The sequence below is a fragment of the Mesorhizobium sp. M8A.F.Ca.ET.181.01.1.1 genome (assembly GCF_004792025.1).
In the GTDB taxonomy this organism is placed as follows: domain Bacteria; phylum Pseudomonadota; class Alphaproteobacteria; order Rhizobiales; family Rhizobiaceae; genus Mesorhizobium.
Genome location: NZ_SRTV01000002.1, coordinates 607,967 through 628,488, shown reverse-complemented (window position 1 = coordinate 628,488; position 20,522 = coordinate 607,967). Strand labels below are relative to the sequence as shown.

The 20,522-nt window shown below is 62.8% G+C and carries 17 protein-coding genes and 1 pseudogene; 6 read left to right on the top strand and 12 right to left on the bottom strand.

The window, feature by feature from the left end; all coding sequences use genetic code 11:
- Positions 1 to 168 precede the first annotated feature (168 nt).
- Positions 169 to 1,380 carry an NADP-dependent isocitrate dehydrogenase gene (locus EN824_RS11420; RefSeq protein ID WP_127869559.1) on the top strand — a complete coding sequence of 404 codons (1,212 nt, stop codon included), beginning with the start codon at positions 169 to 171 and terminating at the stop codon, positions 1,378 to 1,380.
- Positions 1,381 to 1,458: 78 nt separating this feature from the next.
- Positions 1,459 to 2,085 (top strand): annotated as a pseudogene (locus tag EN824_RS11415) (glutathione S-transferase family protein).
- A 114-nt stretch (positions 2,086 to 2,199) separates the two neighbouring features.
- Here EN824_RS11415 and alaS read toward each other — a convergent pair.
- The gene (alaS, locus tag EN824_RS11410) at positions 2,200 to 4,866 is read right to left on the bottom strand and encodes an alanine--tRNA ligase (protein ID WP_135932265.1); all 2,667 of its coding nucleotides are present in this window, start codon (positions 4,864 to 4,866) and stop codon (positions 2,200 to 2,202) included.
- Positions 4,867 to 5,137: 271 nt separating this feature from the next.
- The gene (recA, locus tag EN824_RS11405; RefSeq protein ID WP_135932264.1) at positions 5,138 to 6,238 is read right to left on the bottom strand and encodes a recombinase RecA; all 1,101 of its coding nucleotides are present in this window, start codon (positions 6,236 to 6,238) and stop codon (positions 5,138 to 5,140) included.
- Positions 6,239 to 6,519: 281 nt separating this feature from the next.
- Between recA and EN824_RS11400 the strand changes: the two genes are divergently transcribed.
- Positions 6,520 to 7,464, top strand: coding sequence for a carbohydrate kinase family protein (locus EN824_RS11400; protein WP_135932263.1), 945 nt, complete (start codon positions 6,520 to 6,522; stop codon positions 7,462 to 7,464).
- A 78-nt stretch (positions 7,465 to 7,542) separates the two neighbouring features.
- A complete protein-coding gene (locus EN824_RS11395; protein ID WP_127278940.1) occupies positions 7,543 to 8,460 on the top strand; it encodes a pseudouridine-5'-phosphate glycosidase in 918 nt (305 codons plus the stop codon).
- Between the two features lie 217 nt (positions 8,461 to 8,677).
- On the opposite strand, the gene EN824_RS11390 is transcribed toward EN824_RS11395, so the two are convergent.
- The gene (locus tag EN824_RS11390) at positions 8,678 to 9,001 is read right to left on the bottom strand and encodes a TfoX/Sxy family protein (protein ID WP_127278939.1); all 324 of its coding nucleotides are present in this window, start codon (positions 8,999 to 9,001) and stop codon (positions 8,678 to 8,680) included.
- Between the two features lie 91 nt (positions 9,002 to 9,092).
- On the opposite strand from EN824_RS11390, the gene EN824_RS11385 reads away from it, so the two are divergent.
- Positions 9,093 to 9,590 carry a GFA family protein gene (locus EN824_RS11385; protein WP_135932262.1) on the top strand — a complete coding sequence of 166 codons (498 nt, stop codon included), beginning with the start codon at positions 9,093 to 9,095 and terminating at the stop codon, positions 9,588 to 9,590.
- Between the two features lie 120 nt (positions 9,591 to 9,710).
- Here EN824_RS11385 and sufA read toward each other — a convergent pair whose 3' ends face one another.
- From sufA to EN824_RS11350, 7 genes are all read right to left on the bottom strand, one after another.
- Positions 9,711 to 10,091: a Fe-S cluster assembly scaffold SufA gene (sufA, locus tag EN824_RS11380; RefSeq protein ID WP_013895897.1), complete on the bottom strand. Its 381-nt coding sequence runs from the start codon at positions 10,089 to 10,091 to the stop codon at positions 9,711 to 9,713.
- A 101-nt stretch (positions 10,092 to 10,192) separates the two neighbouring features.
- Positions 10,193 to 10,579 carry an SUF system Fe-S cluster assembly protein gene (locus EN824_RS11375; RefSeq protein ID WP_127278937.1) on the bottom strand — a complete coding sequence of 129 codons (387 nt, stop codon included), beginning with the start codon at positions 10,577 to 10,579 and terminating at the stop codon, positions 10,193 to 10,195.
- A gap of 5 nt (positions 10,580 to 10,584) precedes the next feature.
- On the bottom strand, positions 10,585 to 11,829 hold the full coding sequence (locus EN824_RS11370; RefSeq protein ID WP_135932261.1) for a cysteine desulfurase: 1,245 nt from the start codon (positions 11,827 to 11,829) through the stop codon (positions 10,585 to 10,587).
- Between the two features lie 5 nt (positions 11,830 to 11,834).
- Positions 11,835 to 13,103: a Fe-S cluster assembly protein SufD gene (gene sufD / locus EN824_RS11365; protein WP_127869567.1), complete on the bottom strand. Its 1,269-nt coding sequence runs from the start codon at positions 13,101 to 13,103 to the stop codon at positions 11,835 to 11,837.
- Between the two features lie 39 nt (positions 13,104 to 13,142).
- Positions 13,143 to 13,898: a Fe-S cluster assembly ATPase SufC gene (gene sufC / locus EN824_RS11360; RefSeq protein ID WP_127279011.1), complete on the bottom strand. Its 756-nt coding sequence runs from the start codon at positions 13,896 to 13,898 to the stop codon at positions 13,143 to 13,145.
- 30 nt (positions 13,899 to 13,928) lie between these two features.
- Positions 13,929 to 15,446, bottom strand: a complete 1,518-nt coding sequence (gene sufB / locus EN824_RS11355; protein WP_127279010.1) for a Fe-S cluster assembly protein SufB — start codon at positions 15,444 to 15,446, stop codon at positions 13,929 to 13,931.
- Positions 15,447 to 15,656: 210 nt separating this feature from the next.
- Positions 15,657 to 16,817 (bottom strand): cysteine desulfurase family protein, encoded by a 1,161-nt coding sequence (locus EN824_RS11350; protein WP_135864133.1) that lies wholly within the window; start codon positions 16,815 to 16,817, stop codon positions 15,657 to 15,659.
- Positions 16,818 to 17,072: 255 nt separating this feature from the next.
- On the opposite strand from EN824_RS11350, the gene EN824_RS11345 reads away from it, so the two are divergent.
- The gene (locus EN824_RS11345; protein ID WP_127869569.1) at positions 17,073 to 17,747 is read left to right on the top strand and encodes an alpha/beta hydrolase; all 675 of its coding nucleotides are present in this window, start codon (positions 17,073 to 17,075) and stop codon (positions 17,745 to 17,747) included.
- A gap of 97 nt (positions 17,748 to 17,844) precedes the next feature.
- Here EN824_RS11345 and EN824_RS11340 read toward each other — a convergent pair whose 3' ends face one another.
- On the bottom strand, positions 17,845 to 18,666 hold the full coding sequence (locus EN824_RS11340) for a phosphatase PAP2 family protein (protein ID WP_135928844.1): 822 nt from the start codon (positions 18,664 to 18,666) through the stop codon (positions 17,845 to 17,847).
- 25 nt (positions 18,667 to 18,691) lie between these two features.
- Positions 18,692 to 20,335: a glycosyltransferase family 39 protein gene (locus EN824_RS11335; RefSeq protein ID WP_127869571.1), complete on the bottom strand. Its 1,644-nt coding sequence runs from the start codon at positions 20,333 to 20,335 to the stop codon at positions 18,692 to 18,694.
- Between the last annotated feature and the right edge of the window lie 187 nt (positions 20,336 to 20,522).

Below are 20,522 nucleotides of genomic sequence, written 5' to 3'. Positions count from 1 at the left end.
TATTCGGCCGCGAAAATGAAGCATTCGCAAATGACGGCGGCCATGCCCTTACATTCGTGACCGATCGCCGTTTGCGTGGCCAAAAGCGCTTTGATATACGGGCGGCATCCCCCGGCCAACGCCACGCGGGCAAGGCCGTCCCAATCCCAGCAACGAGGCATTCTTTCCATGGCGAAGATCAAGGTGGCGAACCCGGTCGTCGAACTCGACGGCGACGAGATGACCCGCATCATCTGGCAGTTCATCAAGGACAAGCTGATCCACCCTTATCTCGACCTCAAGCTCGAATATTACGACCTCGGCATCGAGCACCGCGACGCAACCAACGACCAAGTGACCATCGATTCGGCCAATGCCATCAAGAAATACGGCGTCGGCGTCAAATGCGCGACCATCACCCCCGACGAGCAGCGCGTCGAGGAATTCAAGCTGAAGAAGATGTGGAAGTCGCCGAACGGCACCATCCGCAACATTTTGGGCGGCACCATCTTCCGCGAGCCGATCATCATGAAGAACGTGCCGCGACTGGTGCCCGGCTGGACCAAGCCGATCATCGTCGGCCGTCACGCCTTCGGCGACCAGTACCGCGCCACCGATTTCCGTTTCCCCGGCAAGGGCAAGCTGACGATCAAGTTCGTCGGCGAGGACGGCCAGGTGATCGAGCACGACGTGTTCGACGCGCCCGGCGCCGGTGTCGCCATGGCCATGTACAATCTCGACGAGTCGATCCGCGAGTTCGCCCGGGCGTCGCTGAACTACGGCCTGCTGCGCAACTACCCGGTCTACCTGTCGACCAAGAACACCATCCTCAAGGCCTATGACGGCCGCTTCAAGGATATCTTCCAGGAGGTCTACGAGCAAGAATTCGAGGCCGAGTTCAAGTCGAAGAAGCTGTGGTACGAACACCGCCTGATCGACGACATGGTGGCGTCGAGCCTGAAATGGTCGGGCGGCTATGTCTGGGCCTGCAAGAACTATGACGGGGACGTGCAGTCCGACACGGTGGCGCAAGGCTTTGGCTCGCTCGGCCTGATGACCTCGGTGCTGATGACGCCGGATGGCAAGACCGTCGAAGCCGAAGCCGCGCACGGCACCGTCACCCGCCACTACCGCCAGCACCAGAAGGGCGAGGAAACCTCGACCAATTCGATCGCCTCGATCTTCGCCTGGACGCGGGGTCTCGCGCACCGCGCCAAACTCGATGACAATTCCGAGCTGAAGCGTTTTGCCGAGACGCTGGAAAAGGTCTGCATCCAGACCGTCGAGTCCGGCTTCATGACCAAGGACCTGTCGCTCCTGATCGGCCCCGACCAGCCCTGGCTCTCCACCACCGGCTTCCTCGACAAGATCGACGAGAATTTGCAGAAGGCGATGGCGTAAGTACCGCGGTTCCAAATGCCGAAGGCTCCGAAAGGAGCCTTTGCTTTTTGGGGCCGGCGCATGCGAAGGGCTGACAGCATGACCAAGCCAATCCTCTACGGCGCGGACTACAGTGTGTATGTGCGCATCGCGCGGATGGCGCTGGAGGAGAAAGGCATCGACTACGAGCTGGTGCCGCTCGATGTCTTCGCCACCGACGGCATTCCCGCCTAGTATCTGGAACATCACCCGTTCGGCCGCATCCCGGCCTTCGAACATGACGGGTTCCGGCTCTTCGAGACGAATGCGATCGCGCGCTATGTCGATGAGGCTTTCGAGGGGCCGGCGCTGCAGCCGGCCGATGCGCGGGGCCGAGCGAGGATGGGCCAGATGACAGGTATGCTCGATGCCTATGGCTACAGGTCGATGGTCTGGGATGTTGCCGTCGAGCGGCTGGAGAAGGAGGCGCCCGACGAGGCGCTGATCGCCGACGGGCTGCGCCAGGCCGAAACGGTGCTCGGGGTGCTGACGTCGCTGAAGGCACAAGGGCCTTGGCTGCTTGGCGACCAGCTGACGCTGGCCGACCTGCATGCGGCGCCGATGATTGGCTATTTCGTCAAGGTCATCGAGGGGCGGGACTTGCTGGCGCGGTTTGCACTGGTCCAGGAGTGGTATGCGCGCGTGGCTGCCCGCCCAAGCTTTGCCCACACCGAAAAGGTTGGTTGACAAGTATCGGGATAACCGCTGGACAGCACCCCTCGGTCCGGCAGGACAGAGGCAGGCGCTGTCCTGCCAGCCTCGGACTAGCTCGTTGGCACGGCTAGCGCCTGCCTAAATTCGCTAGGCGGCTTCCAGCGCCGCCTTGACCGCCGCTATCGCATCGTTGGCCTTCGAGGCATCCGGACCACCGGCCTGGGCCATGTCGGGGCGTCCGCCGCCGCCCTGCCCGCCCAATGCGGCGGAGGCAACGCGCACCAGGTCGACGGCGCTGAAGCGGCTGACGAGATCATCGGTGACGGCGACCACGACGCTCGCCTTGTTGTCCTCGCCGGCGCCAACGAACACGACGACGCCAGAGCCCAACGAAGTCTTGCCTGCGTCGGCCAGCGGCTTCAAGTCCTTCGGCGAGACCCCTGAAACCGCCTTGCCGAGGAAGCCGACGCCAGCGACGATCTCGTTGGCGGCCGGAGCATCGGCAGGCGACCCGCCGCCCAGCGCCAGCTTCTTGCGCGCTTCGGTCAGGTCCTTCTCGAGCTTCTTGCGCTCTTCGAGCAGCGCTTCGACACGGGCTGGCACATCCGCCGGCGAGATCTTCAGGGTGGCGGCGGCCGCTTTCAGCCGCCGGTCCTGCTCGTCGAGATGTTTGCGCGCGGCTTCGCCGGTCAACGCCTCGATGCGGCGCACGCCAGCGGCGACCGCACCGTCCGAGACGATGCGCACCAGGCCGATATCACCGGTCGCCCTGACATGCGTGCCGCCGCAGAGCTCGACCGAGTAGGGCCGGTTGGCCTTGGCGCCATGGACGCCCGTGCCCATCGACACGACCCGCACCTCATCGCCATACTTCTCGCCGAACAGCGCCATGGCGCCTTCGGCGATGGCGTCGTCGACCGACATCAGGCGCGTGGTCACCGGGCTGTTCTGGACGACGATCTCGTTGGCCATGCGCTCGACCTCTTCGAGCTCCTCGGCTGAAATCGGCTTGTTGTGCGAGATGTCGAAGCGCAGGCGCTCGGGCGCGACCAGCGAGCCTTTTTGCGCGACATGGGTGCCCAGCACCTCACGCAGCGCCTCATGGATCAGATGTGTCGCGGAGTGATTGGCGCGCAGCCTGGAGCGCCTCGCATGATCGACCTTCAGTTCGACCGCGGCCCCCAACTTGACCGTGCCGCTCGCCACCTTGCCCAGATGCACGAACAGACCATCGGCCTTTTTCTGCGTATCGGAGATCTCGACCGAGAACCCCTCACCCGAGATGACGCCGGTGTCGCCCATCTGGCCGCCGGATTCGCCATAGAACGGCGTCTGGTTGACGACCACGGCGACCGCATCGCCCTTGGCGGCGCTGTCGACGGTCTTGCCGTCCTTGACCAGCGCCTGGATGAGGCCTTCGGCCTGCTCGGTTTCGTAGCCGAGGAATTCGGTGGCGCCCGTCTTTTCACGCACGGAGAACCAAACCGTCTCGGTGGCGGCCTCGCCGGACCCGGCCCAGTGCTTGCGCGCCTCCGCCTTTTGCTGCTCCATCGCATTCGTGAACCCGGCAAGATCGACCGAAATGCTGCGCTGCCGCAGCGCGTCCTGCGTCAGGTCGAGCGGGAAGCCATAGGTGTCGTAGAGCTTGAATGCGGTCTCGCCATCCAGCATGTCGCCGGCGCCGAGCTTCTCCGTCGCCTCGGACAGCAGTCCGAGGCCGCGCACCAGCGTCTTGCGGAAGCGGGTCTCCTCGAGTTTCAGGGTCTCGGTAATCATCGTTTCGCCGCGGACCAGTTCCGGATAGGCCTGGCCCATCTCGCGCACCAAGGCCGGCACCAGTTTCCACATCAACGGATCGCGGGCGCCGAGCAGCTGCGCATGGCGCATGGCGCGGCGCATGATGCGGCGCAGCACATAGCCGCGGCCTTCATTCGACGGCAGCACACCGTCGGCAACCAGGAAGGAGGATGAGCGCAGGTGATCGGCAATGACGCGATAGGACGCAACCGTTTCCGCGTCGGGCGCGCGCCCAAGCGCGGAGGACGCCGCATCGATCAAATGACGGAACAGGTCGGTCTCGAAGACGCTTTCCACCCCTTGCAGGATGGATGCCATGCGCTCCAGGCCCATGCCGGTGTCGATCGACGGACGCGGCAGGTCGACGCGCTCCTCTTTCGTCACCTGCTCATACTGCATGAACACCAGGTTCCAGAATTCGAGGAACCGGTCGCCGTCCTCCTCCGGACTGCCGGGCGGGCCGCCCCAGATGTGCTCGCCACGGTCGATGAAGATTTCCGAGCAGGGGCCGCAGGGTCCCGTGTCGCCCATCGCCCAGAAATTGTCTGAGGTCGCGATGCGGATGATGCGATCGTCGGAAAAACCGGCGATCTTCTTCCAGAAGCCGGCCGCCTCATCGTCCGTGTGATAGACGGTGACCAGCAGCTTGTCCTTCTTCAGCCCGAACTCCCTGGTGATGAGGTTCCAGGCAAGCTCGATGGCGCGCTCCTTGAAATAGTCGCCGAAGGAAAAATTGCCGAGCATCTCGAAGAAGGTCAGGTGGCGCGCGGTATAGCCGACATTGTCGAGATCATTGTGCTTGCCGCCGGCGCGAACGCTTTTCTGGGCCGTGGTGGCACGCGAATAGGGCCGCTTCTCCAAACCGGTGAAGACGTTCTTGAACTGCACCATGCCGGCATTGGTGAACATCAAGGTCGGATCGTTGCGCGGCACGAGCGGGCTCGAGGCCACGACCTCGTGGCCTTCCTTGCGGAAATAGTCGAGAAAGGTCGACCGGATCTCGTTCACGCCACTCATGGATACTGCCTTTTCAAGAGAGCCGCCGGCCGGACCGGCGGGAGATGGCTCAGTGTTTTCTAGAAGATGGAGTTGGCCTTTTAGCCGTAGCTCTTGACCCTGTCCAGAAACACGAAATTGGGCCAATTCACGCTTCGCACCGGCATTTGCGCGGGCACGCAAACGAAAACCGCCGGCGCGAAGGCCGGCGGTTTTGAACGCGGTACTAAAGAACTCTGTTACTTAAGCATCGGATAATAGGCTGGATTTATGGCCAAACTCTGGCGCTGCCCTACATCGCGCCGGCTTCGTCCTCAAAACTGTCATCGCCATTGCCCTCTGAACCACCATTCTCGAGGAATTTTTCGGCGATCAGTCCGGCATTCTGCCTGAGCGCCAGTTCTATCTCGCGCGCAGTGTCGGGATTGTCGCGCAGGAACAGTTTCGCATTCTCGCGGCCCTGGCCGAGACGTTGCGAATTGTAGGAGAACCAGGCGCCCGACTTCTCGACCACGCCGGCCTTGACGCCGAGATCGACCAGTTCGCCGGTCTTGGAGACGCCCTCGCCATACATGATGTCGAATTCGACCACCTTGAAGGGCGGCGCCAGCTTGTTCTTGACCACCTTGACGCGGGTCTGGTTGCCGACGACTTCGTCGCGATCCTTGACCGAGCCGATACGGCGGATGTCGAGGCGTACGGAAGCGTAGAATTTCAGCGCGTTGCCGCCGGTCGTCGTTTCGGGCGAGCCGAACATGACGCCGATCTTCATGCGGATCTGGTTGATGAAGATGACCATGGTGTTGGAGCGCGAGATCGATGCGGTGAGCTTGCGCAGCGCCTGGCTCATCAGGCGGGCCTGCAGGCCAGGCAGCGAATCGCCCATCTCGCCCTCGATTTCGGCGCGCGGCGTCAGCGCCGCCACCGAATCGACCACCAGCACATCGATGGCGCCGGAACGCACCAGCGTGTCGCAGATCTCCAGCGCCTGCTCGCCGGTGTCGGGCTGCGAGATCAGCAGGTTTTCAAGATCGACGCCGAGCTTGCGGGCATAGACCGGATCGAGCGCGTGTTCGGCATCGACGAAGGCGCAGATGCCGCCCTTCTTCTGGGCTTCGGCCACGGTATGCAGGGCCAGCGTCGTCTTGCCCGAGCTTTCCGGCCCGTAGATCTCGATGATGCGGCCGCGCGGCAGGCCACCGACGCCGAGCGCGATGTCGAGGCCGAGCGAACCGGTCGGCACCGTTTCGATCTCGACGACCTGCTCGTTGGCGCCGAGCCGCATGATCGAGCCCTTGCCGAAAGCCCGCTCGATTTGCGACAGCGCCGCATCCAGAGCCTTTGATTTGTCCACTGCCTTATCCTCTACCAGCCGCAAAGAATTCTGAGCCATGATACATCACCCCTTGGTCGTCAATGAAGGCCGGACAATCCGTAATCCCTGGCATTTTGTACCTTTTTTGTTCTCATTTGGCAAGGGGTGACAACCAATTGAAAAACAAGCGATATCCGGATTTGTTCTTTTTTTGTCTTGCCAAGCCGGTCAGGAACGGGCTCCGCATTGGGCCAGCCGGCCCCGGCATTCCGCCCGGCCGAATCGCGGTCTTGCGTGCGAAGCTCTGTCGCGCACTCTAGCGCTTGTGCGGCTACAACAACAAAGGTCATATCGCCGCCATGGTGAAATCAGCGAAGATACTGGCCGTGGGCGGCGCCCATATCGACCGGCGTGGCCAGGTATCCGGTCCTTACGTGCCGGCCGCCTCCAATCCCGGCACGATGCGCGAAGATGTCGGCGGTGGCGTCTTCAACGCCCTGCGCGGCATGGTGCGGCGCGGCCTCTCCGCATCGCTGCTTTCGGTGCGCGGCGGCGATGCGGCGGGAGATACGGTTTCACGGGCCATCGCCGAGGCGGGCGTCGCCGATCTGTCGGCGGTGTTTCTCGACCGCACCACGCCGAGCTACACAGCTCTCATCGACCGCGAGGGCGAATTGATCGTCGGCTTTGCCGATATGGCGCTGTATGACTTGGCCTTTCCCAAGCAGATCAGGCGTTCCAAGATCCGCCAGGAGGTGGCTGCCGCCGATGCCATCCTGTGCGACGCCAACCTGCCGTCGGCCGCACTGCAGGGGTTGCTGTCGCTCGCCGCCGGCAAACCGGTTTTCGCCATCGCGATTTCGCCGGCCAAGGTGACGCGGCTGATACCGGTGCTCGACGGGCTGGCCCAGCTCTTCATGAACCGGCGGGAGGCCGTGGTGCTGGCTGGCGTCCATGCAGATGCCGCCGAGCGGGAGATGATCGACGGGTTGCGATGCAGCGGCCTTTCCAGCGGCGTGGTCACGGCAGGCGGTGGCCCTGTGCTGGGTTTCGACAGCACAGGCGCTTTTTCGATCCTGCCGCCAGCTCCCAGAAAAGTCGCCGATGTCACCGGCGCCGGCGACGCGCTCGCGGGTGCGACGGTCGCGGCGCTGCTGCGCGGCCTGCCGCTGCACCAGGCCCTGCGCGAAGGCGTCGCGGCGGCGACGCTGACCATCGAGAGCGCCAATGCGGTGCCCGAATTCTCCCCGGCGAGCTTCGCGGAAGCGCTGGCCCTTGTGCCGGATGCCAGGGAAGTGGCATGAGACCGGCAAATTCATGACGCCGCAGCGAAGCTTACGCTTTCCTGATGGATGCGCCGCATTCCGGATTGGAGATCAGAAATGACGCCAGAGACCGCCCGCCCTTTCATCGATATCCATGCACCGGTGGCGCAGGCCCTGGCCGCCGGGCGTCCTGTGGTGGCGCTCGAAAGCACCATCATCACCCATGGCATGCCCTATCCCGACAATGGCGCCATGGCGGCCAATGTCGAAAAAATCATCGCTGACGGCGGCGCCGTGCCAGCGACGATCGCCGTGGTCAACGGCCGCATCAAGGTCGGGCTTTCGGACGGCGAACGCGAATCGCTGGCGATGACGGGTGACGCCATGAAATTGTCGCGCGCCGATCTCGGCTTCGCCGTCGCGCAAGGCCGCACCGGGGGCACCACGGTCGCGGCCACGATGATTGCTGCTGACATGGTCGGCATAAAGGTGTTCGCCACCGGCGGCATTGGCGGCGTGCACAAGGGCGCGGAAAAGAGCTTCGATATTTCCGCCGATCTCGACGAACTGGCGCGCACGCCGGTCATCGTCGTCTCGGCGGGCGCCAAGGCCATTCTGGACATCGAAAAGACGCTGGAAGTGCTGGAGACGCGCGGCGTGCCCGTGGTCGGCCATGGCTGCGAGACGATGCCCGCCTTCTGGTCGCGGCAGTCGCCGTTCCGCGCGCCATTGACCTTGCACAGGCCGGAAGACATCGCGCATTTCTACCAGACGCGCATGGCTCTGGGACTTGGCGGCGGCTTGCTGGTCGCCAATCCGGTGCCGGAAAACCACGAAATCCCCGCTGAAGAAATGGCCGGCTACATCGAAGCCGCGCAGAAGGCCGCCGAAGCCCTCAACGTCACCGGCAAGGCGGTGACGCCGTTCCTGCTGGGAAAAATCCTCGAACTCACGGGCGGCCGCAGCCTGAAGACCAACATCGCGCTGGTCGAGAACAATGCAAGGCTGGCGGCGAAGATAGCCAAGGCGCTTTAGGGTCGCGCGGCGAAGGCTCCCTCACCCGGATTGCCAAGACCGAATTGCCAAGACCAAATTGCTAAGAGCAATTCCGGGCAATCCGACCTCTCCCCGACGGGAGAGGAGCTGCCGGCGCCAAACTCTTCTCCCCCCGGGGAGAAGGTGGCCGCGAAGCGGCCGGATGAGGGGGCGGCCTCGATGTATCCCCTCCGTAGCAGCCAGCGTCAGGTCAAAATCACTTCCCCGCCCGCCGCCCCGCTTCATAGGCGCGGCGCGCCCACACCGTCATCTCGTCGGGATCGTCGAAGGCACTGTCGGGAATGCTCCAATAGGGCATGGCGACGAGCTTGCCGTGGCGCGTGCCGGTATAGGTCCATTGCCGGCAGCCGGCGGCCTCGAAATCGGGCACGCTCTGCTCGTCGGCTTTCAGCATTAATTCACCGCGAATGACAACGGCGATGATGACATCGTCGAAATAGATGCCCTTGCCGCCGAAGAGTTTGCGGATGCTGACCGGGCCCAGGCCTTCGAAAAGTTCGGCGATGCGTTCATTGTCCATGCCGCGATCATGTCACCGGCATTTGACATTGTCATCGCGCAGCCGAAATCATGCTGACAGGTTGTGAACATTCCGTCGGAGTCGTTTCGTCATGCCGCTTCTGCTCAAAGGATCCTGTCGCTGCAACGCCGTGCGTTTCGAGGTGGAAAGCCACACGCCCGTACCGTTCATGCTCTGCTACTGCTCGATCTGCCGCAAGCAGCAGGGCGGCGGCGGTTTCGCCATCAATCTCGGCGCCGATTACGCAACGTTGAACATCCGGGGCAAGAGAAATCTTGGCGTCTACCGGGCCGAGATCGAGGACGATGAGCATCCCCGTTGCGAGGTCTCGACCGGGGAGCGCAATTTTTGCCGCAAATGCGGGTCGGCGCTCTGGCTCTACGATCCGACCTGGCCGGAACTGGTGCATCCCTTCGCCTCGGCGATCGACAGCGACCTGCCCGTTCCGCCCGAGAAGGTGCATCTGATGCTGAAGTACAAGGCGAACTGGGTCGAGCCTGATGTTGGGCCGAAGGACAAAGTCTTCGACGTCTATCCCGAAGAATCGATCGCCGACTGGCACAAGCGGACAGGCATGTGGGTGGATTAGCTTTCTTCACGGGGTGAAGGTGCCGGCAGGCAAATGAGGCCGCACAAACTAACGAGAGGGCACCGCTGCCCCTCATCCGGCCCTTCGAGCCACCTTCTCCCGTAGCGGGGCGAAGGGAGGTCAGGCTGAGGCGCGTGCCTCGGCCAGCGCCTTGAGATCGGCCGGCTTCAGTTCGACGGATTCACCGCAACCGCAGGCCGAACTCTGGTTCGGATTGTGGAAGGTGAAGCCGGTGCGTAGCGTTGTCTGCTCGAAATCCATTTCGGTGCCGAACAGGAACAGGGCTGCTTCGGGCGCGACATAGACATGGGCGCCGTCGCGCTCGATGTGGTCGTCCTTGGTGTTGGGCTCGGTCACCAGATCGACCGTGTATTCCATGCCGGCGCAGCCGCCCTTCTTGATCCCGAGTCGAATGCCATGCGCGTTCTCGCGCGTGGCAACGATCTCGCGCACCCGGTCGGCGGCCTTTTCGGTCATCGTAATGACGGCAAAGCGTCCCATGTTTTTCCTTCTCCATTCCATGCAGGTTCAAGGCCTGCCGAATGATTCCTCACCTAAAATGGTGAAGTTTTACCACTGGCGCAAGTGTACCAGGCTCAGCGCTAGTACCAGCCCACCGCGACCTGCGCCTCTTCCGACATGCGGTCGGGCGTCCAGGGCGGATCGAAAGTCATGTTGACCTCGACCCCGGACACGCCTTCGATGGCGCCCACCGCGTTCTCGACCCAGCCGGGCATTTCGCCGGCCACCGGGCAGCCAGGCGCGGTCAGCGTCATGTCGATCTTGACCGAACGGTCGTCCTCGATGTCGATCTTGTAGACGAGGCCGAGCTCGTAGATATCGGCCGGGATTTCCGGGTCGTAGACCGTCTTCAGCGCCGAGACGATGTCGTCGGTCAGTCGCGCCAGTTCGTCCGCGGGGATGGCCGAGGCGGAAACGACGCTGTTGCCGGCCGATACGGTCTCTGCGGTGGTGCTCACATCATCCATGGTCGTCACCCGAAAAACTTGCGCGCTTTTTCAAGCGCCTCGGCCAAAGCGTCGACTTCGGCCCTGGTATTATACATGCCGAACGATGCCCTGCATGTGGAGGTTACGCCAAAGCGTTTCAACAGCGGCTGCGCGCAATGGGTGCCCGCGCGGACAGCCACGCCTTGCCTGTCTATCACCATCGAGACGTCATGGGCATGAATACCTTGCAGCTCGAAGGAGATGATGGCGCCCTTGCCAGGCGCATCGCCGAAGATGCGCAGCGAATTGATGGCGCGCAGCCGTTCATGGGCATAGGTCTTGAGGTCTTCTTCGTGAGCCGCGATGCGCTCACGGCCGACAGAGTCCATGTAGTCGAGCGCCGCACCCAGCCCGATCGCCTGGACGATCGGCGGCGTACCCGCCTCGAAGCGATGCGGCGGCTCGTTGTAGGTGACGATGTCTTCCGTGACCTCCTCGATCATCTCGCCGCCGCCCATGAAGGGCCGCATGCCGGCGAGACTATCCTTCTTGCCGTAGAGCACGCCGATGCCCGAGGGGCCGTAGACCTTGTGGCCGGTGAAGACGAAGAAATCGCAATCGAGATCCTGAACGTCCACGGCCATGTGCACGGCGCTCTGGCTGCCGTCGACGAGTACGGGAATGCCGCGCGCATGCGCGATCCGGACAATCTCCTTGATCGGCGTCACCGTGCCAAGCGCATTCGACATCTGCGTGATGGCGACCAGCTTCGTCCTGTCGGTCAGGCGCTTTTCGAATTCCTCGATGTGGAAGACGCCGAGGTCGTCGACCGGCACCCAGACCAGCTTGGCGCCCTGCCGTTCGCGGATGAAATGCCAGGGAACGATGTTGGAATGATGCTCCATGATCGACAGCACGATCTCGTCGCCCTCGCCGATATTGGGCATGCCATAACCATAAGCAACGGTGTTGATCGCCGAGGTCGTGTTCGAGGTGAAGACGATGTTGTCGGTGCTTGGCGCGTTGATGAAACGGCGCACCGTTTCCCGCGCCTTCTCATAAGCGTCGGTGGCGGCATTGGAGAGGAAATGCAGGCCGCGATGAACGTTGGCGTATTCCTGGGAATAGGCGTGCTGGATCGCATCGAGCACGACCTGCGGCTTCTGTGCCGAGGCGCCGTTGTCGAGATAGACCAGCGGCTTGCCATAGACTTCACGCGACAGGATCGGGAAATCATGGCGGATCGCCTCGACGTCGTAGAAATCTCCGATCTTGCCTGGAGCGTTCATCAGGATCACCCGTGCGTCACAAACCACTCATCAAGCCGCGCTTCCAGCGCCTCGACGATCGCTTCGTCGTCCAGCTCCTCGATCACTTCCGCCACGAAGGCTTTGACGAGCAACCCCCGCGCGCTCTTTTCGTCGACGCCGCGCGCCATCAGGTAGAACAAATGGTCGTGGTCGATCTCCGTGACAGTCGCGCCATGGCCGCAGATGACGTCGTCGGCGAAGATTTCAAGCTCCGGCTTGGTCGAGAACTCGCCATCGTCCGACAAAAGCAGCGTGTTGCAGGCCATCTTGGCGTTGGTCTTCTGCGCATATTGGTGAACGTTGATGCGACCCTGGAACACGCCCCGCGCCTTGCCCGTCACCACATTGCGGATGACCTCCGTCGATGTCGTATGCGGCACGGCATGGTCGAGCACCATGGTGACATCGGTATGGGTGTCGCCGGCCAGAAGATTGATGCCGCGCAGCTTGAAGTCGGCGCCTTCGCCCGTCGTCTTGATCATGATCTCCTGGCGCACCAGCCTGCCGCCGGCGTTCATGACGAACAGCGTCAGTTTCGCATTCTTGCCGATATGGGCCTTGAACTGCGCCAGGTGTGTCGCCGTCTCCGGCTGCTCCTGGACGATCAACCAGGTCACCTCGGCGCCCTCGCCGAGCACGAGCTGGCTGACCGAGCTCGTCAGCGCAGCGCCCTCGCCGGCCTGACGCTCGACGATGACCGCCTTGGCGCCGGCGCCGACACGCACCGGCAAGCGCACATGGGTCTGGCCACCCGCCTGCAGGTTCTGCAGCTCGACCGGCCTTTCCAGTTCGGCGCCATCGGCGATGTCGACGAAAAAGCCGTCGGCGACGAAAGCGGTGTTCAGCGCACCAATGGCATCGTCACTGCCATAGGGGTCGAGCCCCGGCGCGATGCTGCCGTCGGTCAGCTTTTCGGACAGACGCTGGACGCTGACACCCTCGACGTCCGGCGCCTTGGCGCTCGACACGCCGTTCAACAGAGCGAGAACCGTCGAACCGTCGACGATTGGCGCGATGGCTTTCGCTGCGGCGGCCGGATCGAAGTCCGGCACCGCATTCAAAAGCCGGCGCAGATCGGTGTAGTGCCAGGACTCGATGCGACGCGTCGGCAGGCCGTGCTTGATCGCTTCGATGGCGTCGTCGCGCTTCAGCATCACCGCGCCGTCGCCCGGCAGCAGCGACAGCCGGTCGCCGAAGGCGTCGATCAACGCTGTCTCGGCCGGTGTCCGCTGCGGTTGTGTGTGCATATTCATCAGTCTCGCCTGTCTTTTGGAACAAAATGACTTGGCATCTCAAGCGGCTTCGCCGATCACACCGGCATAGCCATTGGCCTCGAGGTCGAGCGCCAGCGACTTGTCGCCCGACTTGATGACCTGGCCCCTGTAGAGCACGTGCACGCTGTCCGGCACGATGTGTTCGAGCAGGCGCTGGTAATGGGTGATGACCAGGAAAGCCCGGTCCGGCGAACGCAGCGCGTTGACGCCATCCGAGACAATCTTCAGCGCGTCGATGTCGAGGCCGGAATCGGTCTCGTCGAGCACGCAGAGTTTCGGCTCCAGGAGCTTCATCTGCAGGATTTCGGCGCGCTTCTTCTCGCCGCCGGAGAAACCGACGTTGAGCGGCCGCTTCAGCATCGCCATGTCCATGCTGAGCGATGCGGCGGCTTCCTTCACGCGCTTCAGGAATTCCGGGATTTTCAGCGGTTCCTCGCCACGCGCCTTGCGCTGCTCGTTCATCGCTACTTTCAGGAATTCCATGGTGGCGACGCCCGGTATCTCCATCGGATACTGGAAGGCGAGGAAGATGCCTGACGTGGCGCGCTCGGCCGGATCCATTTCGAGGATCGACTGGCCGTTGTAGAGGATGTCGCCCTCGGTCACCTCATAGTCCTCGCGGCCGGCGAGGATATAGGACAGGGTCGATTTGCCCGAGCCGTTCGGCCCCATGATGGCGGCAACCTCGCCGGCTTTCACCGTCAGGTTCAAGCCACGGATGATTTCGGTGCCGTCATCGACGATGCGGGCATGCAGGTTCTTGATCTCAAGCATTTTCGTTTCCTGAATATTTGTCTGGGCCGGTCAGCCCACCGAGCCTTCCAGCGAGATGCCGATCAGCTTCTGCGCTTCGACCGCGAATTCCATCGGCAGCTGCTGGATGACGTCCTTGACGAAGCCGTTGACGATCAGTGCGATCGCCTCTTCCTCTGGGATGCCGCGTTGCATGACGTAGAACTTCTGGTCCTCGGAGATCTTCGAGGTCGTCGCTTCGTGCTCGAATTGCGCGGTCGAGTTCTTGGCTTCCATGTAGGGCACGGTGTGCGCGCCGCACTGGTCGCCGATCAGCAGCGAGTCGCAGTTGGTGAAGTTGCGGGCGTTGGTCGCCTTGCGGTGCGCCGAGACCTGGCCGCGATAGGTGTTCTGCGAGAAGCCGGCGGCGATGCCCTTGGAGATGATGCGGCTCGACGTGTTCTTGCCGAGATGGATCATCTTGGTACCGCTATCGACCTGCTGGTAGCCGTTCGAGACGGCGATCGAATAGAACTCGCCCGAGGAATCGTCACCGCGCAGGATGCAGCTCGGGTATTTCCAGGTGATCGCCGAGCCGGTCTCGACCTGCGTCCACGAAATCTTCGAACGGTCGCCACGGCAGTCGCCGCGCTTGGTGACGAAGTTGTAGATGCCGCCCTTGCCTTCGGCATCGCCGGGGTACCAGTTCTGCACCGTCGAATATTTGATCTCGGCATCGTCGAGCGCGACCAGTTCGACCACTGCGGCGTGAAGCTGGTTCTCGTCGCGCTGCGGCGCCGTGCAGCCCTCGAGATAGGAAACGTAAGCCCCCTCCTCGGCGATGATCAGCGTGCGCTCGAACTGGCCGGTGTTCTTCTCGTTCATGCGGAAATAGGTCGACAGCTCCATCGGGCAGCGCACGCCCTTGGGCACGAAGACGAACGAACCGTCGGTGAAGACGGCCGAATTCAGCGTGGCGTAGAAATTGTCGGAGGTCGGCACGACCGAACCGAGATATTTCTGCACCAGCTCCGGATGTTCGCGGATCGCTTCCGAGATCGAGCAGAAGATGACGCCGGCCTGCGCCAGTTCCTTCTTGAAGGTGGTGACGACGGAGACGGAATCGAACACGGCGTCGACGGCGACGCGGCCTGATTTGTAGACGTTGTCGCTGACTTCCTCGAGGTCCGAGGCGTCGGTCTTCTGCACGCCGGCGAGGATTTCCTGCTCCTTCAACGGAATGCCGAGTTTCTCGTAAACCTTCAATATCTCGGGATCGACGTCGCTGAGCGAAGTCGGTCCTGGCGTGCTCTTGGGCGCCGCGTAATAGTAGATGTCCTGGAAATCGATCTTGGGATAGTCGACGCGCGCCCAGGTCGGCTCTTCCAGCGTCAGCCAGCGGCGATAGGCTTCGAGGCGCCATTCCAGCATCCAGGACGGTTCGTCCTTCTTGGCCGAAATGAAACGGATGATGTCTTCGCTCAGGCCCTTGGGAGCTTTGTCGACGGCGATCTCGGTCTGGAATCCGTATTTGTATTGGTCGACGTCGATCTTTCGGACCCGATCGATCGTGTCCTGCACAGCAGGCATATGCGTTCTCCATCCACGCCGGGGTCAAGGCCCGACAGTTTTCAAACTATGGCACCACCAAATGAACGCCCGAGCAGCGTCCGCGGCAGCGTAAGTTCCATATAGTGCGCCTCGACCGGAAATTCACCCGGCCAATATGAAACGCACGGCTCTACCAGGCCGAAGCCCAAATCCGTTTTTCTCAAGCATCGGATTCCGATGCTCCAACCGCTACGCGGCCTTCTCTCTGCCCGCCCTCCGCGCGGCGATGCCTGCCAGCGCGGCGCGGAACAGTTCGATGTCCTCGGCGCCGGTCTCTGCACCGACCGATACGCGCAGGGCGCCAAGGCTGTCACCGTGCCCCATGGCCTTGAGCACATGGCTCGGTCCGACCTTGCCCGACGAGCAGGCGGAGCCGGCGGAAAGCGCCACGCCCGCCAGATCGAAGGCGATCTGGGCGGTTTCGGCTTTGACCCCGGGAATAGCGAAGAATGTCGTGTTGGCAAGCCTTGGTGCGCCGGCTCCGAAGATTTCGACGTCCGGCACCAGGGTCTTGATGATGGTTTCAACCTCGTCGCGACGCTGACGCACGGCACCGATGGTGTTCAGCCCGGCCAGGGTTTCCCGCGCAGCGGCGCCAAAACCGACGATGCCAGGCAGGTTTTCGGTGCCGCCACGGTGGCTCTTTTCCTGGCCGCCACCATTGATCAGCGGCCTCGGCATCATCAGGTCGGCAGCGGCAACGAAGGCGCCAGCGCCCTTGGGGCCGCCGAGCTTGTGCGAGGACAGAACCACATAGTCGGCATATCCAGCCGACATATCGATGGAAACGCGGCCCGCGGCCTGGACCGCGTCGACGACAAGAATGCCGCCCGCCGCCCTGACGATCTCCGCGATGCGATCGATCGGCTGGATAACGCCAGTTTCGTTGTTGGCGGCGTGGATCGCGACCAAGGGCAAGCCATCGGCCTTGTCGTGACCGGCCAACGCCGCCATCAAGGCTTCGAGATTGACGATGCCATCAGCGCCGACACCGATCCGCGTCACCAGGTCTGCCGGGAAGCGTCCGCCATTCAGCAGGCACGGATGGTCGGCCTCGCACACGTAGAGCCGGCTCATGCGAATGGCGCCGCGCCCCATCTGCCAGTCCGGCGTCAGAAGCGTCGATGCGGCCTCGGTCGCGCCCGAAGTGAAGACGACATGTTCGGCCTTGCCGTTGACCAGCGCCGCCACGTCGCGCCTGGCATTGTCGATCAGCCTGCGCGCGGCGCGCCCTTCGGCATGGACCGACGAGGGATTGGCCGCATCAAACGCCGCGACCATGGCCTCGCGCGCCGCGGAAAGCAGCGGCGCACTGGCATTATAGTCGAGATAGGCGCGTATCGCGGCCATTTTCGTCCAGTTCTTCCCGTCAGAAGCCATTCCGCCGACGTATGGCGTTATTTCCTTGAAATTCCAAGGCAAGCCGTCCTATTTACGCGGCTTGCGGCGAGGCGATCGGGCGATTGCGTTTCGGCCACCCAGTTTTGAACAATTCTAAACTAGCTTCTAGGAAGACGCTCGCCCTGCGTCAAGGTCTGTGGAAGCGGAGCCAGAGGAAGAGTGTTCCGGGCGCCGCGCACTTGTATATGTCACGTGGAGTATTTCATGCCTGAGGTCATTTTCACCGGTCCTGCCGGCCGTCTGGAGGGACGCTACCAGCCCTCGAAGGAAAAGAGCGCGCCGATTGCCATCGTGTTGCATCCGCATCCGCAGTTCGGCGGCACGATGAACAACAAGATCGTCTATGACCTCTTCTACATGTTCCAGAAGCGTGACTTCACCACGCTGCGCTTCAATTTCCGCGGCATCGGCCGCAGCCAGGGCGAATTCGACCATGGCACCGGCGAGTTGTCGGACGCAGCGGCGGCGTTGGACTGGGTGCAGTCGCTGCATCCGGATTCCAAGAGCTGCTGGGTGGCCGGCTACTCCTTCGGATCCTGGATCGGCATGCAGCTCCTGATGCGCCGGCCCGAGATCGAAGGCTTCATCTCGATCGCGCCGCAGCCCAACACCTATGATTTCTCGTTCCTGGCGCCCTGCCCGTCCTCGGGCCTGATCATCCATGGCGATGCCGACAAGGTGGCGCCGCCGAAGGACGTGCAAGGCCTGGTCGACAAGCTGCACACGCAAAAGGGCATCACCATCACGCAGAAGACCCTGCCCGGCGCCAACCATTTCTTCGCCAACGACGCCGATATGCTGATCGAGGAATGCGCCGACTATCTCGATCGCCGGCTGGCCGGTGAATTGTCCGATCCGCGACCGAAGCGGCTGAGATAAGACATTGGGCGATCCGTATTCGCCGGGCTAAGGGCGGGCGGGCAATGCCCGCCTCCTCGACGCAAGGCTGCCGCGGCGCGGATTATCCGGCATCGGCCTATTTTTCCGGGGCAATAAGTCGGAACGATGCCTTGCGGACCGGCAATCCTGAAGGTGCCGGCCGGAAGATGAAGCCGAGCCTGGCAAAGACCAGTCCGCACGCCAGCGCGAAGGCGCAGCCGAGGCCGAAGCCGGCAACGGTGTCGCTCGGATAGTGCGCGCCGACGAAGACCCTGGTCGAGGCGATGCAGGCCGTGACCACCAAAGCGATGTACCAACGCCGCGGAAACAGAAGCATTAGGATACCGAACACGGCGCCCATCGTCGTGGCATGGCCGGAGGGAAAGCCGGCAAAGCGCGCATCGAAGGCAAAAGGGTGCAGCGCAAGGACGCCAAAATCCTGGAAGTAGAGCGGGCGGGCCCTGCCAATGGCATATTTCATGACATTGACGGTGATGCCGGACAGGCCAACCGCGCTCAGCACCAGGAAAGCCAGACAAGTCCAACTGTAGACCAGCATCAGCGCGCGCCGCGAAAGGCTTCGCCAATCCGTCAGGTTGGCCGCGACAAGCAGAAGCGCGGACGGAATAAGATACCAGCCGCCCAGCCCGAACTGCGTGAAGAACTCGGCAAGCCTGGCCACATCGGGCGACCATTGACCATGCGCCACCCCCGCCGGCGTATCGAGACGAACAAAGGCTGCTGCCGTCAGAAAGACCCAGACCAGGCCCCACGGCCACCATGAGATGTTGGGATAGCGAGCGGGGCGAACGGCAAGGCGCCGTCTTGCGAGTTGCAGGGTGTCGCGAAAATTGCCGAGGGATCGGCGTCCTATCCCGAGGAGCGAGCTGGAAACGGGTGGGCGCGATTTCACGAGCATTGGGAACACGACGCCATCATCGAAGTCATTGGCTCACACGATAAAGACCGAGCGACAGTTTGTCTCCCGATGAGTAGTTGAGGCCGTCGACTTCGGCGACGCGGTTGGCCGACTTGCCTTGCACGGACAGCATGCCATTCAATTTCTGTTCGTCACCGATCGGCACTAGGCCCAAGGAGCAAGCAGGATCGGCGAGCAGATGCTCCGCCACGCCACCGACATCGGTCAGCACCGTCTTCGTGCCGACCAGGAATACCAGGCTAGGCTCCTGATAGCGCGCCGAGGCCAGCACGGTCGTGTCGCAAGGTTTGTTGGCGCGCACGGCTTCCTTGATCGCCGGGCTCAGCCAGATCGGCTTCAGGGACGGGGCGATGACACCGAACAGCAAGGCATAGGTGATGCCCGCACAGGCGGCGGTTGCGCCGATGCGGGGCAGCGGCACCTGCAACTGCCGTGAGAAGGCGAGGTAGCCGGCGCAAAGCGCTGACGCTGCCGCCGGGATGCTCCACCACGAGAAGCTGTGCGTAAGGTAGATCGGTGCCCCGATACAGACCGCCGCCAGGCCAAGGCTGACCACCACCAGACCGAATGCGGTCGACCACCACAGCCACTGCTGCCAGGGTCTGAGCGGCGCATTGGCGTCCTGCGGCTGCAATGTCAGCAGCCAGCCAATCAGCAGCGCCATGCCGGGATAGGCCGGCAGGACGTAGTGCGGCAGCTTGGTCGGGATGAGTTCGAACACGAGCCAGAACGGAATGTACCATGCCAGGCAAAAGCGCAGCCTGAAATCGTCACGCACCCGATTGAGGGCCTGCAGCCCGGCGCCGACCGCGATCAGGCCGAACGGCCACATGAACAGCGAATAGGTCAACATGTAGAAACCCGGTGGCAGGCCGTGCGATTCCTCGCCCGAAGCGACCTTGTTCAGCATATCCTTGCCAACGGCTTCCTGGAAAAAGGCGCCGCCGCTCTTCCAGCCGATAAAAGCGACCCAGGGCAGCACGATGAGCAATACCAGCGCCACGCCGCGCACGAATTTCAGCTTCAAAAGCCAGCGCCAGTCGCGTTCGAAAGCAATCAGGGCCGCCGCCGTCAGCAGCGACAGGAGCGGAGCCACGGGCCCCTTGATGAGGATCCCCACGCCTTGCGCGAACCAGAATATCCACGGCAGATGGCCCGCCACCGGCTCGTTGCGGCGCGCCGCCAGATAGACCTGCGCCAGCGCGCCCTGCGCGGCCACGCAGCAGGCCAGAAGCATGGCGTCGGTTTTGGCGTCGCGTCCCTCGAAGGCGGTCGCGAAAATCGCCGCCATCATCAGGCCGGCGGCAAGGCCGGCATTGGCGCCGAACATTTTTGTGCCCGTCCAGGCGATGCCCAGAACAGCGAGCGCGATTCCGAGCATCGAGACAAGGCGGTACACCCAGATCGGCGCGGCCGCGCCCTCGCCGCTCAATGCGACAGCTGCCGATTGTAGCCAGTAGATGCCGATGGGCTTCTTGTAGCGTGAGACATCCTGGAAGCGAATGTCGATATAATCGCCAGTTTCGACCATCTGCTTGGTCGCCTGGACAAAACGGGATTCGTCGCGGTCGATCGGCGGAAGGCTCGCCAAGCCGCTGAAACTCATTAGCAAGCTGAACAGAAAGAGGAAGAGGTAGTTTCTGTTCATCGCGGGAGCTTTCCGGATCTGATCTGCGGGACGACCCCGTCGCGGCGTGCGGGCGCTGCCCTTGCGCGGCGCCTCATTACGCCAGCGGCATGAATGAGGCAAGGATTCGCAATTGCCATCCGCGGGCAGCAAGACCAGGTTCCGCCTTTGCTGATCGCGAACTCTTGGTTGGCGCGCGATCCGGCGC

Coding starts and splice junctions, on each gene's coding strand:
- EN824_RS11385 (WP_135932262.1), top strand. CDS start 9,093: ATGCCGCTTCTGCTCAAAGGATCCTGTCGCTGCAACGCCGTGCGTTTC.
- EN824_RS11375 (WP_127278937.1), bottom strand. CDS start 10,579: ATGGATGATGTGAGCACCACCGCAGAGACCGTATCGGCCGGCAACAGC.
- sufA (WP_013895897.1), bottom strand. CDS start 10,091: ATGGGACGCTTTGCCGTCATTACGATGACCGAAAAGGCCGCCGACCGG.
- EN824_RS11370 (WP_135932261.1), bottom strand. CDS start 11,829: ATGAACGCTCCAGGCAAGATCGGAGATTTCTACGACGTCGAGGCGATC.
- EN824_RS11395 (WP_127278940.1), top strand. CDS start 7,543: ATGACGCCAGAGACCGCCCGCCCTTTCATCGATATCCATGCACCGGTG.
- alaS (WP_135932265.1), bottom strand. CDS start 4,866: ATGAGTGGCGTGAACGAGATCCGGTCGACCTTTCTCGACTATTTCCGC.
- recA (WP_135932264.1), bottom strand. CDS start 6,238: ATGGCTCAGAATTCTTTGCGGCTGGTAGAGGATAAGGCAGTGGACAAA.
- sufC (WP_127279011.1), bottom strand. CDS start 13,898: ATGCTTGAGATCAAGAACCTGCATGCCCGCATCGTCGATGACGGCACC.
- EN824_RS11350 (WP_135864133.1), bottom strand. CDS start 16,817: ATGGCCGCGATACGCGCCTATCTCGACTATAATGCCAGTGCGCCGCTG.
- EN824_RS11420 (WP_127869559.1), top strand. CDS start 169: ATGGCGAAGATCAAGGTGGCGAACCCGGTCGTCGAACTCGACGGCGAC.
- sufD (WP_127869567.1), bottom strand. CDS start 13,103: ATGAATATGCACACACAACCGCAGCGGACACCGGCCGAGACAGCGTTG.
- EN824_RS11335 (WP_127869571.1), bottom strand. CDS start 20,335: ATGAACAGAAACTACCTCTTCCTCTTTCTGTTCAGCTTGCTAATGAGT.
- EN824_RS11400 (WP_135932263.1), top strand. CDS start 6,520: ATGGTGAAATCAGCGAAGATACTGGCCGTGGGCGGCGCCCATATCGAC.
- EN824_RS11345 (WP_127869569.1), top strand. CDS start 17,073: ATGCCTGAGGTCATTTTCACCGGTCCTGCCGGCCGTCTGGAGGGACGC.
- EN824_RS11390 (WP_127278939.1), bottom strand. CDS start 9,001: ATGGACAATGAACGCATCGCCGAACTTTTCGAAGGCCTGGGCCCGGTC.
- sufB (WP_127279010.1), bottom strand. CDS start 15,446: ATGCCTGCTGTGCAGGACACGATCGATCGGGTCCGAAAGATCGACGTC.
- EN824_RS11340 (WP_135928844.1), bottom strand. CDS start 18,666: ATGCTCGTGAAATCGCGCCCACCCGTTTCCAGCTCGCTCCTCGGGATA.